The 14,838-nt window shown below is 40.5% G+C and carries 10 protein-coding genes; 2 read left to right on the forward strand and 8 right to left on the reverse strand.

Going from position 1 to position 14,838, the window contains the following annotated elements; translation table 11 throughout:
• Nucleotides 1-26: 26 nt before the first annotated feature.
• The 5 genes from Q4550_RS15370 to Q4550_RS15390 all read right to left on the reverse strand — a co-directional run bounded on the left by Q4550_RS15370 (nt 27) and on the right by Q4550_RS15390 (nt 9,111).
• Nucleotides 27-3,413, reverse strand: a complete 3,387-nt coding sequence (locus tag Q4550_RS15370; protein ID WP_303534174.1) for a hypothetical protein — start codon at nt 3,411-3,413, stop codon at nt 27-29.
• Between the two features lie 171 nt (nt 3,414-3,584).
• Nucleotides 3,585-5,351 (reverse strand): ABC transporter ATP-binding protein, encoded by a 1,767-nt coding sequence (locus Q4550_RS15375; RefSeq protein ID WP_303534176.1) that lies wholly within the window; start codon nt 5,349-5,351, stop codon nt 3,585-3,587.
• A complete protein-coding gene (locus tag Q4550_RS15380; RefSeq protein ID WP_303534179.1) occupies nt 5,326-7,062 on the reverse strand; it encodes an ABC transporter ATP-binding protein in 1,737 nt (578 codons plus the stop codon). The genes Q4550_RS15375 and Q4550_RS15380 overlap by 26 nt, the downstream gene beginning before the upstream one ends.
• Before the next feature lie 147 nt (nt 7,063-7,209).
• On the reverse strand, nt 7,210-8,172 hold the full coding sequence (manA, locus tag Q4550_RS15385) for a mannose-6-phosphate isomerase, class I (protein ID WP_303534182.1): 963 nt from the start codon (nt 8,170-8,172) through the stop codon (nt 7,210-7,212).
• 12 nt (nt 8,173-8,184) lie between these two features.
• Nucleotides 8,185-9,111: an ROK family protein gene (locus tag Q4550_RS15390; protein WP_303534185.1), complete on the reverse strand. Its 927-nt coding sequence runs from the start codon at nt 9,109-9,111 to the stop codon at nt 8,185-8,187.
• Nucleotides 9,112-9,396: 285 nt separating this feature from the next.
• On the opposite strand from Q4550_RS15390, the gene Q4550_RS15395 reads away from it, so the two are divergent.
• Together Q4550_RS15395 and Q4550_RS15400 are read left to right on the forward strand one after the other, a co-directional pair.
• Nucleotides 9,397-9,987: a DUF5317 domain-containing protein gene (locus tag Q4550_RS15395; RefSeq protein WP_303534188.1), complete on the forward strand. Its 591-nt coding sequence runs from the start codon at nt 9,397-9,399 to the stop codon at nt 9,985-9,987.
• 177 nt (nt 9,988-10,164) lie between these two features.
• Nucleotides 10,165-12,003 (forward strand): diguanylate cyclase, encoded by a 1,839-nt coding sequence (locus Q4550_RS15400; protein ID WP_303534191.1) that lies wholly within the window; start codon nt 10,165-10,167, stop codon nt 12,001-12,003.
• A 64-nt stretch (nt 12,004-12,067) separates the two neighbouring features.
• Here Q4550_RS15400 and Q4550_RS15405 read toward each other — a convergent pair whose 3' ends face one another.
• The 3 genes from Q4550_RS15405 to Q4550_RS15415 form a co-directional block, all read right to left on the reverse strand.
• Entirely contained in the window at nt 12,068-12,367 is a 300-nt protein-coding gene (locus Q4550_RS15405; RefSeq protein WP_303534196.1) for a TIGR04104 family putative zinc finger protein, read from the reverse strand.
• A gap of 58 nt (nt 12,368-12,425) precedes the next feature.
• A complete protein-coding gene (locus Q4550_RS15410; protein WP_303534199.1) occupies nt 12,426-13,043 on the reverse strand; it encodes a pyroglutamyl-peptidase I in 618 nt (205 codons plus the stop codon).
• A gap of 107 nt (nt 13,044-13,150) precedes the next feature.
• A complete protein-coding gene (locus Q4550_RS15415; RefSeq protein ID WP_303534202.1) occupies nt 13,151-14,824 on the reverse strand; it encodes a sigma 54-interacting transcriptional regulator in 1,674 nt (557 codons plus the stop codon).
• Nucleotides 14,825-14,838: the final 14 nt, after the last annotated feature.

Here is a 14,838-nt window from a genome sequence, read left to right on the forward strand (position 1 = left end):
ACGTTGATAGAAACAGCTTTTGTTCATTAACGCCATTGCTTCCACTTTTCCATAAACTGTTGTTTTTTTAACTGAAGTAATGTATTTCCTTCTTTATCTTTATTTTGCTTCTGCCATTCGTAGAAACTTGCAACAGTAATGAGTGTAGCTCCTGCGATTAATAGGTAGGCCCACCATGGCATATTCCCCCAATAAGGTCGCGTTTGCAGAAGAAGGTTCAAAAGAAGAACGCTACATCCGATGACAAAGTATGATTTAATGCGATAGTAAAAACCTGCAAGCACGGAACCAAGGGATAACCCACCAGCTATGATCGCATCATATATTGTATTACTCATCAAAGCATCACCTACAAGAACTGCTGCTACGATTGAAAGAATGCTCCATTCTATGAAACTCATGATTTGCTTGCTTTGATTCCACGTACGCTTTGATAAATAAATCGTTAACGCAATCCATGGCAATACATAAACTTCTGTCACGATATACTTATTGATTTCAATGTGATGAAGGAGCGTGTAATAAGGGACTAATAATGACAGGGCAGTAATGCTTTTCATTACTTTTGCTGCCAAACCAGTCGGCACTCTCCTTACTTGAAGTGCGAAAAAAACAAAGATAAACAGTGCTCGTAACTCATCAGCCCAGAAAGAGTCGAATGTAAGCTCTTGATAAAGATTAAGTACTGTTAAAAGAGCTGTTACGGAGTACCAATCAATATACTTTTCCTTCAGTTGCTTTACTCTAAAGGAATAGAGCCTTATATGAATAAGGAAGCCTGCAGCTAACATCCCTACTGCCACTCCTACAAAAAGAAGCGTTCGCATCTCCATTGTCTCAACGGGGAGAAGAAATACCAGCGTTTGAACGAATAGGAGAGGGATAATCGTGATGATCTGCCAATCAGATTGGTGAATCAAGTAAAGCAGCAGAATCGCATAGAGTAGACCAACACTAAAAGGCAGAGAACTGATTTCACTGTATTCGGTTATAAAAGGAAGAAATCCTAAGATAGCAAATGGAACCGCATACCACTTAATCCTCTCCTTCCACCTTCCACCAAGGAAAAACCAAAGCGCAAACATAATAATACTTGATGCAAACCCTATATACGTGTATGCCTCACCGTCTAAATCAAAAGTATCAACTAACGCCATGTAGAGAAAAGGAAGAACGGTAAAACCTGCATAAAGAAACGTACGAACCTCCCATTCGATTTTCCTTGTTAGAACGGAATAAGCATAAACGAAAAGGCCAACGATATGTAAGACTGGCTCATTCCCCTGCTCTAAAATGGTATAAATAAGAGCGATCGGCAAATAGACATGTCCTAAAAAGAAATAACTACGCTGGATAACAACGTCTTTTTTTCCAAGCGTGTCAGCGATCAAGATCAGCAGAACCGCCCCGATGATCCACTGAAACACTCCTTGAATAGGAAATGCTTCCGCAATAGAAAGATATGCAACCAAAGTAAATAAACTGATCACTGGCCATAACGTCTCTTCCTCTGTGCGCTTAAAGATCAGGTAGAGTATGCCAATAGCTCCTACCAATAGTCCCGAGCGAACAAATAATTCCTCTACCGTCGCGCCGAACAAGAGGAGCAATGCCAATCCATAGAAGCTGACACCAGTCCAAAATACCATTTCCTCCAGGTCTTTTACATTCCTTTTTTGCCAAATAAAATGAGTACCGATAATGAGTAGCGCTGCAATCGCCGTATGGAATGGCGCACCCAAACTATCTTCATAAAAATCATTTCTCGCTAATAGAGGATAAAGCGCCAACAGCGCAGTTCCCCATGAAATAGAATGCAGTAACGCTCCCGTTTGACGAAGCCATTTCCACTTCCCTTTTTGATAGATCGATAGATGAACAATTCCTAGCATGAATAATAGAATACTTTCTAGCCACCATAGCTCGCTAAGAAGACCAAGCAATAGGGAGAGCATCATAGGACCAAAAGAAACGAAGAGCGATCCAGTTTGAATTCTTTTTGTCACGCTCCATGTATTCAAATAATAGCCACCCACATATATCGTTACGCCAGTAAAAAACAAATGAAGCATCACTGTTTCAACCGATGGATTCGTATAAAGTAAACTTATCGTATACAGTCCTGCTGCAGCTAGAAATAGTGGAGCCAAAAAACCAAAAATTCGATAGCGTGATAGATTCGCAAGATATATATAATTAAGACTAATGAGCAAGTAACCAATCACAAGCAGCCAGGACGGATTATCAAAGCGCAAAATCAAGCCTTTGTATGTGATAAAAAAGAACGCACATAGTGACACAGCACCACTTGTCAGTTGAAATGCTTTTCTCATATATGGATTTTGAAGACGATCCACCGACTGTAAGCCAATGAAAATAAAGCCGACAAGTGCGTATAACATAACGTCCGCGGATTCAAGGAACGAGTGCTCAATTAGCTGATAAATGCCATACACAAGTAAGAACGTAAAGACAAAATGATATTCCTTTTGTTTTCCGATAAAAATCATAGAAAGATAAAGAAAAGCCGTCACGATCACATTAAAACTATAAAAAACGTCACTTTCATAAAAGAACAGTAAGAGCAGCGTTGAGAGAATGAGATTCGCCTGCGCATAGATAGGAAGTTCTTTCGTAAAAAGAGCGAAACTCTTCATATTTTTTGTTCGAGCATAGATTAGGAGCAACAGTCCATTAAAGATCACGATTCCAAGATAAAAGAGATCTACTTGCGGGTTGAATACCTGGATAAAAAAGGCCGCACCGATGCTTAACGTCACAAAAGAAAACCAAACAAATAAACGTGATTGTTGCCGATTTGCTTGCAGGAAATAGAGAGGCAAACAAACCAAAACACCAATAAGACCAAGCACTTCATTCCCATCGCCTCTCACAGATAACCAATCTCCAAATAGTTGAAAATAACCTGCTGAAAATACAACGATAGGCAGAAATAGGCTTCCGAGAACTAAAAAGGAGAAGGCGGTCTTCTCAATGCGAAGCTTATGTCCACTGAGCCAGCTAATCCCAAAGAACACAGCCGCAATTCCGCCAATGAGCGCGGTCTTCATGATCGATGTCATCACATCCCACGTACTAGTGGCAAGTACAAGCGCACCAAGTAACAAGAACACCACACCAATAACCAAAATCCATGTTAAATTTCGATCTCTAAGCTCCTGTGTTGATTTCACTTTCTTTTCTTTGATGGGGTTTGGCGCCTCTGACTTAGTTGGAACTATTTCTCGTGCGACAATAACTTCCTCATGCTTTTCCTCCGCTTCTATAGCGTCGTCCATCATTTTTTGATACGCGTTCGAAACAGTACCGTATGTCTGCTCTGATATGTAATCTTTCACCCTGAGCTTTTGCAGCTCAGATTGAAATGCTTTTTCCCTCTCTTCCTCATTCATTTTTCACACCTCCAATGATTAACAACATTTTCCTAATTTGTTTCTTGCTCTTAGTTTACTCATACTCCTTTCTTCCTTGCAATATGATTCCTTCCATTTTTCTGTTTATTCACAAAACAAAGCGATTGTCCATGTATGGTGGACAATCGCTTGTTTTGTCTTTGAGGGGGGTCAGGTACCGACCTGCCCCCACAAATAACCTTTCTGCTCTAACAATTCTTCATGTGTGCCCTTTTCAATGATTTCACCATGATCGAGGGCGATAATTTGATCTGCTCGTTGAATGGTATTCAGGCGATGCGCGATAATGAAGCTCGTTCTACCTTCCATTAACGCCCAGAGTGCTTTTTGGATTTGAATTTCAGTTCGTGTGTCAATGCTACTCGTGGCTTCATCGAGAATTAAAATCGCTGGATCGGCAAGCACCGCTCTTGCGATGGAGAGAAGCTGTCTTTGACCATGACTAATTCCCCCTCCATCCTGGTTCAATACAGTATCATATCCTTCTGATAACCTAGAAATAAACGTATGAGCATTAGCGACCTGCGCTGCTTTTTCTACTTCTTCATCACTTGCATCGAGTCTCCCGTAGCGGATGTTTTCGCGAACCGTTCCGTTGAAAAGAAACGTGTCCTGAAGAACGAATCCCATGTTTTGTCGCAAGCTTTCTCTTGTCACTTTCGTAACATCATGATTATCCACTTCAATCGTGCCACCATTCAGTTCATAAAAGCGCATCAACAAGTTTACGATGGTCGTTTTTCCTGCACCAGTTGGCCCAATAATCGCAATCGATTCACCTGGCTTCGCTTCAAAAGAAAGATTCGTAAGCGTCGAACCTTCTTTATCATAGCCAAATGAAACATTTCGAAACGCCACTTTTCCCCTTACCTGTTTCAGTGCTACTGCATTTTCTTCATCCGGACGCTCTTCTTTCTCATCCAAAATAGTAAAAACACGCTCAGCACCTGCAACCGCGGATAGTATCGTATTAAACTGATTCGCAAGATCGTTTAGAGGTCTGGTGAAAAGTCGAGAGTATTGAATAAAGGCTACAATCACACCGATCGAAACCATTCCTTTAAGTGACAGCCAGCCCCCTGCCGCTGCTATGAGTAAAAAGCTTAAGTTATTTAACACGTTCATCAATTTCGGTATAAAACCAGAATAGGTCATCGCCCAGAATCCGGACGTGCGTAGCGCTTCATTTTTTTGATCTAACTGCTTTAGCACGCGCTGTTCTTGAGAAAATGATTTGATAATTTGCTGCCCAGAGAGGGTTTCTTCAATAACACTGTTCATCTCACCAAGATTACGCTGCTGTTCTTTAAAATAATGCCCAGTCCGGTTCGTGATCCACTTCATTCCGAGAAACATAAGAGGAATGATGGTGAACGTAATCAGCGTTAATAGCGGACTTAACCACAACATTAACCCTACCGTACCAACAAGAGTGAGCACACTTGAAAAGATCTGGATCACAGAACTATTTAATGTTCGACTGACATTTTCTATGTCATTTGTTAATCGGCTCATTAGCTCTCCGTGCGTCTTCTTATCGAAGAATGGAATCGGCAAACGATGCAGGTGATGAAATAGATCTTTCCGCATTCGATAAACCGTTTCTTGTGCAATCCCAATCATCCAGTAGTTTTGGAGAAAAGTAGCGGCAGACTGTAATACGTACACCCCGACTAATAGTCCGAGAATGAGCAGTAATCCATTTAAATCGGCTGGTACAAGATATTCATCAATTGCAATGCTCGTTAGATAAGGCCCAAGAAGGCTAAATCCTGAACTAAAAAGAACCATCACAATGACGACGAAAAGCAATCCTTTTTGCATCGATAAATAGCGCCAGATGCGTGCAACGGTTCCCCTCAAATCATCCGGTCGCTTTCTCGCTTGTTTCTTAGAGGGTTTGTTTTTTGAGCCCATTGGACGCCTCCTCTCCGTACTGAGACACATAAATCTCACGATAAACGTCATTGCTCCGAAGAAGTTGCTCGTGAGTCCCTTCTCCAATAATTGCGCCATCTTCAAGCAAAATAATTTTATCCGCCTCTTTAATTGAACTGATTTTCTGAGCAATTAATAAAATCATGCTTTCACGATGCCTTAACGCTTTTTGTAACTCAGCTTCTGTTTTTAGATCAAGTGCGCTTGTACTGTCGTCAAGAATAAGGATTTCCGGATTACGGATAAGGGCACGCGCAATCGATAAACGCTGTTTCTGCCCTCCGGAAAGGTTAATTCCTTTTTGTCCAAGTACCGTTTCATATTGATTAGGAAGCGTCTTAATAAACGAATGGATTTGGGCTGCTTTAGCCGCTTCTTCAACTTCTTTTACGGTAGCATCTTCCTTTCCCCAGCGAATATTCTCAGCAATGGTGCCGCTAAATAACACGACTTCTTGAGGAACCACTCCCATACGGCTCCTTAATTCATCAATACCGATATCCGTCTCATCCTGTCCATTGAACGTAATGTGACCTTCTACAGGTTCATATAATCTTGGAATAAGCTGAACCATGGATGACTTACCTGAACCAGTCGCACCCATGACACCAATAAATTGTCCTTTCTCTGCAGTGAAATTTATATCTCGCAGTACATCGTCCTCTGAATCAGGATAACGAAAGCTCACATCGTGGAACTGAAGTTTCTCTAACGCTAATGGCTGAACACCTGATGTTTCTTTGGAAGACGTATTTGTATCCAACACTTCCTCCATCCGATAGGCAGAAGCTCTTGCTCGTGAAAGAAGCATCAAAATAAACGAAAACATAGTTAGCGCTACAGTAATCCGTGTGCCATATGTAATGATGGCTGAAATTTCACCAACCTGCGCTGTCCCACCGACCACTTTCACTCCGCCAAACCAGATTACGGCAACAATTGCCACGTTCATAAGAATCAACAGTACCGGCGTAGCGAGTTCAATCAGGCGAAGAGATGCTACCGTTTGATTCATTAATTTCTCGTTCACATTTTTAAATCTTTGTTGCTCATGCTTACTTCGAAGATAAGCTTTAATGAGTCTAACGCCAACTAGATTTTCTCTCATCACGCCATTAACTCGATCAAGTTTTTCCTGTACTGAGCTGAAAAGCGGAACTCCCTTTTTCATTACAAAATAAAGAAAGACAATGACTAAAGGAATCGCGGCTGTTAAAAGAAGGGCGAGGTGTACATCGACAACAAAGGCCATGATCACCCCACCAACTACGAGCAGCGGGGCTCGAACCATAATACGGAGTCCCATAAATACTACGAGCTGTACCTGATTCACATCATTCGTTAGTCTTGTTAAAAGAGATGAAGTGGGGAAGCGGTTAAAGTCAGCAAAAGCGAAAGACTGTACCTTTTCAAAGAGAGCTTTTCTGAGATCAAAGCCAAAATGTTGACTAACGTATGAAGCAAGGTAAGTATTAACGATCGAAGCAATAAATGAGACAACCGTTAAAACGAGCATCCAGATCCCCAGTTTAGTAATGACACTAAGGTTTTCCTTCACAATACCGTTATCAATAATATCCGCCATAAATAGCGGTAGCCAAAGTTCAACAGCTAATTCAACAAGCATTAAAAGGGCCGCTACAATCGCCGCCACCTTGTATGGTTTAATAAAGGATAGTACTTTTTGCATGGCATCCTCCCTCATCCTACATCCTTTTTCTTATTTTTATATTATACAGGATATTTAGGGCCTCGAACAAAAATGAGCTTTTTCATAATCACTACGAATATTCATCGGAAATAATAAAGGCCAGCTCACTTTCGAGCTGGCTTAGAACTATGCTTTATTGCTTTTAGAAACGATCATTTCAAGATCGCCTTCTAGCTTACAATCTTTCATTGTGGCAGGGATGATTAGATGGTCTCCCTGCTTAACAGAGTGAGAGGTTTCTGAAGATGTAATCATGCCTTCTCCACTCAGCACACTAACAAGTAAATAAGGATGAACTTGCGAAAGAGAATATTCTCCATCAAGTTCCCATTTATAAACCGTGAAATATTCCGAAGATACAAGCTCAACCTGGTTTAATCCTTCTTCTTCCGTTACGACAGGTGAGAACGGAGGATCTTCATGCGGAATTGTCGATACATCAACCGAACGTTCAATATGAAGCTCACGTGTGTTTCCATTTACGTCTGTTCGATCATAGTCGTACACGCGATAAGTTGTGTCAGAGCTTTGCTGAGTCTCAAGAATCATCGTTCCGGCACCGATTGCGTGAATGGTTCCGCTTGGCACAAAATAAAATTCACCTGGCTCAATCGGAACACGACGTAGTAAACTGTCCCATTCACCCTTTGCAATCATTTCTTCAAAAGACTCTTTCGACTGTGCATGATGGCCAAAGATCAGTTCTGAACCTGGATCACAATCAATAATATACCAGCACTCGGTTTTCCCATAGGCTTCACCTTCTACTTCTCTTGCATATGTATCACCAGGATGAACCTGAACAGAAAGATCACGATCGGCATCCAGAATTTTAATCAAAAGTGGAAAATGCTCCCCGCCTTCATTCCCGAACAATTCACGATGACTATCCCAAACTTCATTTAACTTCTTTCCTGCAAGCGGACCATTTCTTACCTCACTTGGGCCATTCTGATGAGCTGAAATCCCCCAGCATTCTCCAGTCGTTTCAGTTGGAATCGTATAGCCGAATACATCTCTCAGTTTTGTGCCGCCCCAAAGACGGTCCTTAAATTCTGGCGTTAGAAAAAGTGGTTCATGTTGGTACATACTTTGTGCCCCCTAATTTTCTTTAAACTTTTCATTTTCAAAATTCTGGCGACCATGCATTGCGGCACCAATTATCCCAGCCTTGTCATGCAGATGTACTGGTTCAATCTCTATTTTCCCACGTAGTCCTTCGTATACATAAGAATCTACTTTTTCTTTAAGAAGTGGTAGAATTATATCCTTTGCCTGCATCACGCCACCGCCCAGTATAATAACAGATGGATCAATAGAATGAACGATGTTCGCAATACCTATCGCTAGTGCATCCATAGCTTCGTCAATAATAGCAACAGCTTCCTCATTTTCTTGTTCCGCAAGCTCAAAAACTTCTTCTGCACCACCCGAAATTTCAAGTCGTGCCTTACCTTCTCTTGCGATCGACGTCCCAGAAGCAAGTGCTTCAAGAGATCCTGCGTTCATGTTGGCATGCTTTTGACCTCCAGGCTTAATGATCATATTACCGACCTCAGCACTGTACCCATGCTCGCCTTGAATAAGACGATTATTTTGAACGTAACCACCACCGATCCCCGTACTTACAGTTATATAAAATGAGCTTTCGCGACCTTTTCCTCCCCCATACAATGCTTCACCAAGAGCAGCAGCGTCAGCATCATTCACAAGATACGTAGGGATACCAATCGCTTCCTCTACCATTTCTGTAATCGGAACATCTTGCCAACCTGGAAGATTAGGCGGTGATACAACAACTCCATCAAAAGGATTAAGCGGCCCAGGTGAACCAATCCCAATAGATACAGCTGAATACGCTTTTTTCACTTCTTTTATTAAATCTACCATTCTAGTAATAATCGATTCGTAACCTAAGCTTGCCTCTGTAGGTATTTGTTTTACTTGTAGTATTCGTCCGCTCTCGTCTACGAGACCGACGCGGAGATTTGTACCACCAAGGTCAACTCCTATATATACATTTTCCAACATCCTACCTCCCAAACTTTCTTTTCTATATATTATCACGAATTTTCACTTTATAAGAAACGAAACAGAGATTACGATAGAAACTCCAATATTAGATCATGAAAGGACTAGAATGAAGACAAAGTTATAAGATGGCTATATCAATCATCCAAGCATTGAGAAATCAATAATATTAACGCACCTAGTCTAACAGATTGGAAATCAATATATTGTTTCAGAAAATTCTTCCTAATCATTCAAACCTCTGCTAAACTATTAATAAAACTACACAAATCGGGTGACTGAATGGTTTTTGACGGCATTTTATTATCTATTCTTGTCGGGTACTTACGCAAAGGTAGCTTAAAAGGCTTTGCTTATCTTTCCTTTAAAGCAGGTTGGATCTTCCCCCTATTGCTTCTTATTGAAATTGGTATTTTTACATTCCAATCTTCCTATGCCTGGCTCGGCACACTGAGCGCACCACTCTTTATGCTTATTTATATTGTAGGACTCATTTTTCTTTGGTTAAATCGTAAAATGAACATCGGCATTATGCTTCTTTTCATAGGAGTGCTCCTTAACTTTATCGTAATGGCGATCAATGGAGGACGAATGCCGGTATCACTTGAAGCGGCAAATATACTTGATCCCGCATATGCAGAAGCCATCAAAAATGGTCTCTATGGAAAACATGCAGTCCTAACCGACAGTACTACCTTTGGGTTTCTCGGTGACATCATCCCTATTACTGATCCTTATCCAAAAGATCAAGTCATTAGTATTGGCGACATCATTATGAATATCGGTATTTTTGTTTTCATCCAGCGCGTAATGGTTAAGTCCAAACATCCAGAAGACCTCATCAAATCACCTGCGCCTCAAAAAGGAATATGAAGGGAGGTGACGTTCATGGAACGTAAAGAGGGCATTAAGCTAACAGGCATCCTTGTGAATATCGCTATTATTACTACTGCTGTTATTGCATTAACTTCTGGATTTAAATTGGTTTAATCAAGATGGAGAGGCATTGCTTCTCCTAAAAAACTAAATTTAAATGAGAGTGATCGAGACATGAAGGGCATATTTCAGAAATTCACTAATGTTGTAAGCGTGTATATTACACTGGCATCTATCACAGGGATTTCTTTATTTCTCACTCAGTACTTCTTGACATATACACCTCTTAACTGGAGTCTGGCCTTCACGTTTGTAGCGGCAATTTTACTATTAAACCACTATACAATTCTATTGCCACCAAGCGGCAATTCCCTATCAATGGATTCGGCGATCTATTTGGCAGTCCTATTTGTATTTGGTATTCATATGGCGCTAACCATCTTGTTATTAACCTCGATCATCTATGCTCTTTATAAAAAAAGCGTTATTTGGTGGAAGCATCTATTTAATTTCTCTATTTATAGCATCATGATTATTGGAACATATGAAGCTTTCTTTCTATTTGGTGGAACTCTCGGAACACTTTCATTCTTTAACGTAACTTCGTATATGCTTTCGCTTAGCGTTTATTTTCTACTGAACGTGTTATTTATTGGATTTTTCTTTGTTTTAACCGCCACTGAGAATCTTCTTCAAATTGTTAAAGGAATGTTAAAGGAAACCATCTCAAGCTATTTAATCACGTTAATCCTTTCCTTGAATCTTGTCCTACTCATGAAGCAGCAAATTATTCTTGGCGTTCTATTATTTCTAACTGTAGCCGTGCTACTCTCCATTTCCTTCAAACAATATTTTGAGCTCTATCAAGAAGTATCCCAAAAAGCGGACATTGATCATCTAACAGAACTATACAATCATGGCTATTTCAAATCTCTTTTGGAAGAAGAAATTAAAACAGCAAAACTAGCAAATCAGCCTCTATCAATCGGTTTGATCGACCTTGATGACTTCAAGAAATACAATGATCAGCACGGGCACCTTCAAGGAGATAAGCTTCTTAAACACTTCGGAGCAGAATTGAAAAAGAGTGCGAGCGACGCGTTTACAGCAGCTCGCTATGGAGGAGAAGAGTTTGCACTGCTAATGCCTGGTAAGACGGAACTCGAAGCCTATCAATTCATCAATCACTTTCGTAAAGACATCAATGATCAATATTTCGAAGGAGTCGAAGTGCTTCCACACGGCTGTCTCTCGTTTTCTGCAGGAATCATCCAATACAACCAGGACATGTACGATTCCTCAGAAGTCCTTGAAAAAGCCGATCAAGCGATGTACTATGCCAAGACTAAAGGAAAGAACAACGTTTGTATTTTTGACGCTGATAATGTACCTGCTAAAACCTTTTATAATAACAAAGAAATGGAATTATTGGAGCAGCAGCTAAAAATCTTTCTTTATAAAGATGTGTACACGTACAAACATAGCAGAAGAGTTTATGAATATGCGATTGAGTTCAGCAACAAGCTTAACTTGAATAGCAATGATCAGAAAATACTTGTCATGGGAGCACTCATTCATGACATTGGAAAGCTTGAGATTCCTCGTGACGTTATCAACAAAAAAGGAAAGCTTACGAAGGATGAGTGGGAGATGGTTCAGAAACATGTCATTTGGGGGAGAGAAATTGTATCAACAAACCGCGAGCTAGCTGATCTTCTTCCACTCGTTGAACTTCATCACGAGCGTTATGACGGGAAAGGCTATCCGTACGGATTATGCGGACAAGAAATCCCTCGACTTGTTCGCATGTTAACAATTATCGATTCTTTTGATGCCATGACGACTGAGCGCCCCTATCAAAAAACAAAGTCAATTAGTGAAGCGATAGACGAATTACAAAAATGTGCTGAAACGCAGTTTGATCCCGAACTTGTTCATGAGTTTATTGAGGTGATTCATTCAAGTCCACTGCACAAGCATTCAATTGAACAACCAAACAAAATTAGCATTTAAAAAAGCGAATGTGGCTGCATTCGCTTTTTTGTTTCCGATAGAAACGCTTCACATTTTATTTTCGCTACCATAACGGCTCATTATGATCAGTTACTTCAAAAAAATATGGAAGAATGAAGACCGTACCAATCGCCATCACGACTTCGATTGGGATAATGACTGAAATGGGAAATTGGAATGCGATCATTGGTAACCATAGAAGCGCAACAATACTTGGAATAACAGATAAGTTATTCCTTGCCCGACGTGATAAATACTGTTCCCTATCACAATAGGGACAGACAAGAGCTTTTTTAAACGAAAACAACATAAGGAACGATTCTTTCCACGTCCACTCCGAATGACATTGCTGACATGTTGTCATTTTTATGACCCCCATACTACTTATACGAACTCAACGCCATTCGAGTTTCAAAATTCTGTTAATCTCCTTCTAAATCCGATAAAGCGTGAATCATAATCTTAATGGCGTCTCGTATGCTAGTGAACGGAAAACCAGTATGTGCTGAATGATGGAGCGTCATCTCGAATGTAGGTGGAACATGAACGAATCCTGCTGGGATATCGATGTCTTTTTGTTCAAGTGCATACAAAACGCTATACATCACGTTGTTACATAAATAAGTTCCAGCTGTATTGGATATTTCTGCAGGTATACCATTTTGTACAAGTGCCTCAGTCATCTTTTTAATAGGGAGCGTCGAGAAATAAGCTGCCGGTCCACCTTCCACGATTGACTGATCTTCCGGCGCACGCCCCACATTATCTTCTACACTATCATTCACATTAATTGCAATTCGCTCAGGCGTTACTTTTGTTCGGTCAGCGGCAAGGCCAAGCATGATCACAGCAATCGGTTCACATTGTTCAACATACTCAATCAGCATTTCTGATGCTCGCTCATAATCAACAGGAAGAACACGTGAGATAATTTCATAGCCTCCTATCACTTCCTCATCCAATTCCTTGACGATTTGCTCAGTTGGATTATGACGATGTTCAAGAAAAGGCTCAAAACCAGTCAACAATAGCGGTCTCATTCTCTTCTCCCCTTTCGCTTAATAACAAAATCACTCCAAATAATCTGAACACTTATCTTTCTATTACCTCTTTCAAACCGGTTTAACCTTCAAATTATAGTCGTTTTTTACCACCTTTTCATTTTCTTCACAAGCGTTGAATGATCAATCCTTAATTCCTTAGCTGCAGAACGAAGTGATGGATGTTGTTGAATCGCATCTAATATGATTCTCTTTTCAAAACTTCCTACTCGTTCTTTCAATGAAAGTGGTTCGCTCCCTTTTATACGATAATCCGTAATATGGACTGGCAAATGATGCGGTTCAATAGAGATGGTAGGAACAGATACGACAAGACTTTCAATCATATTTTTCAGTTCTCGAACGTTTCCAGGCCAGCGATAAGTAAGCAAGGCGCTACGTGTTTCCTTAGTCATCCTTTTTTCAATATGATATTTCGAACAGAAATAAGAAAAGAAATGATCTACTAATACTTCAATATCATGGACACGATCAGCTAACGGAGGAACAGAAATCTCAATAACTTGAAGCCTGTAATAAAAATCTTCGCGAAATGAACCTTTCTCGATTTCTTCTAACAACTTTTTATTTGTAGCAGAGATGATCCGAATATCAAGTTTAATCGGTTTATTTCCACCAATCCGATAAAACTCGCTCTCTTGTAAAACCCTGAGAAGTTTCACTTGGAGAGAAACAGGCATCTCACCTACTTCATCAAGCATAACCGTTCCCCCCTGGGCCAATTCGAGCAAACCGATTTTTCCTTCCTTACGCGCTCCAGTGAACGCGCCTGACTCATAACCGAATAACTCTGATTCTAATAAATGTTCAGGGATAGCTCCACAGTTAACTTTAATAAAAGGCTTGTCCTTTCGATCACTTTCATAGTGAATTAAATTAGCCACAACTTCTTTTCCTACCCCTGATTCTCCAGTTAATAATATGCTTGTAGGGTATGGAGCTACCTGTTTTACTTTCTCGTAAATGACACCCATTTCTTTACTTCGAAAAACAACCTTGTCAGCTCCCCCTTTCAGTTGAAGGGAATACCTATTTTGATTCAACTTTGAGAAAGTTTTGGCACGATCAAGCTCAGAGCGCAAACCGTTTAATTGTGTGATATCTCTTACGCTTGTTACAACCAATTCGATCTCATGATTCTCACCAAAAACCGGACTTCCCGTCACGATAACGTCCTTCTTACCCCCGATTTTTTGTAGAATGGACACCCGCTCTTTTTCTTTTAGTACAAGCAAAGAAACGGACTGATCGATATACCCTTCTTGCATTAAATCTTTCATATGTCGCCCAATTAATTCAGAGCGCGGAAATCCGGTCATTTCTTCATATGCTGAGTTAACGTAAATCGTCGTTCCCTCTTTATCCACAACATATAATCCGTCTGTCGAAAACTCAATAATTGATTCAAACTGCCGCAGCAAATCGCGATAGTGTTTCACTTCCGTAATATCCTGAATGACACTAATGACGCCAATAAGCTCTTCGTCCTGATATAGAGGCGTTCGATTAACAACACATTCACGATCAAACAGTTGGAGACGTTCACCTATTAAACTATGCTCGTTTTCAAGTACTTCGCTGATTCTTGAGTTTGGAACGAAAGCACGAATAGTTGCCCCTTTCCAATGCTGTACACGAAGGAGGTCTTCAGCTGATGCATTCATGTAAATAATTCGTTCTTCTCGATCTGTCATAACAACCCCATTGTGTAAGGAAGAAAAGACCTCTTCCCAACCAGTTGTTTTGGCTATATTCAGCATAAAATCCACCTCTC

Source organism: Anaerobacillus sp. 1_MG-2023 (assembly GCF_030547345.1).
GTDB classification, from domain to species: Bacteria; Bacillota; Bacilli; order Bacillales; family Guptibacillaceae; genus Guptibacillus; species Guptibacillus hwajinpoensis_B.

Bases quoted from the DNA above. Each gene is read 5' to 3' on its own strand.
- Q4550_RS15400 (WP_303534191.1), top strand. From the start codon at position 10,165: ATGAAGGGCATATTTCAGAAATTCACTAATGTTGTAAGCGTGTATATT.
- Q4550_RS15410 (WP_303534199.1), bottom strand. From the start codon at position 13,043: ATGAGACCGCTATTGTTGACTGGTTTTGAGCCTTTTCTTGAACATCGT.
- Q4550_RS15395 (WP_303534188.1), top strand. From the start codon at position 9,397: ATGGTTTTTGACGGCATTTTATTATCTATTCTTGTCGGGTACTTACGC.
- Q4550_RS15375 (WP_303534176.1), bottom strand. From the start codon at position 5,351: ATGGGCTCAAAAAACAAACCCTCTAAGAAACAAGCGAGAAAGCGACCG.
- manA (WP_303534182.1), bottom strand. From the start codon at position 8,172: ATGTACCAACATGAACCACTTTTTCTAACGCCAGAATTTAAGGACCGT.
- Q4550_RS15415 (WP_303534202.1), bottom strand. From the start codon at position 14,824: ATGCTGAATATAGCCAAAACAACTGGTTGGGAAGAGGTCTTTTCTTCC.
- Q4550_RS15405 (WP_303534196.1), bottom strand. From the start codon at position 12,367: ATGACAACATGTCAGCAATGTCATTCGGAGTGGACGTGGAAAGAATCG.
- Q4550_RS15370 (WP_303534174.1), bottom strand. From the start codon at position 3,413: ATGAATGAGGAAGAGAGGGAAAAAGCATTTCAATCTGAGCTGCAAAAG.
- Q4550_RS15380 (WP_303534179.1), bottom strand. From the start codon at position 7,062: ATGCAAAAAGTACTATCCTTTATTAAACCATACAAGGTGGCGGCGATT.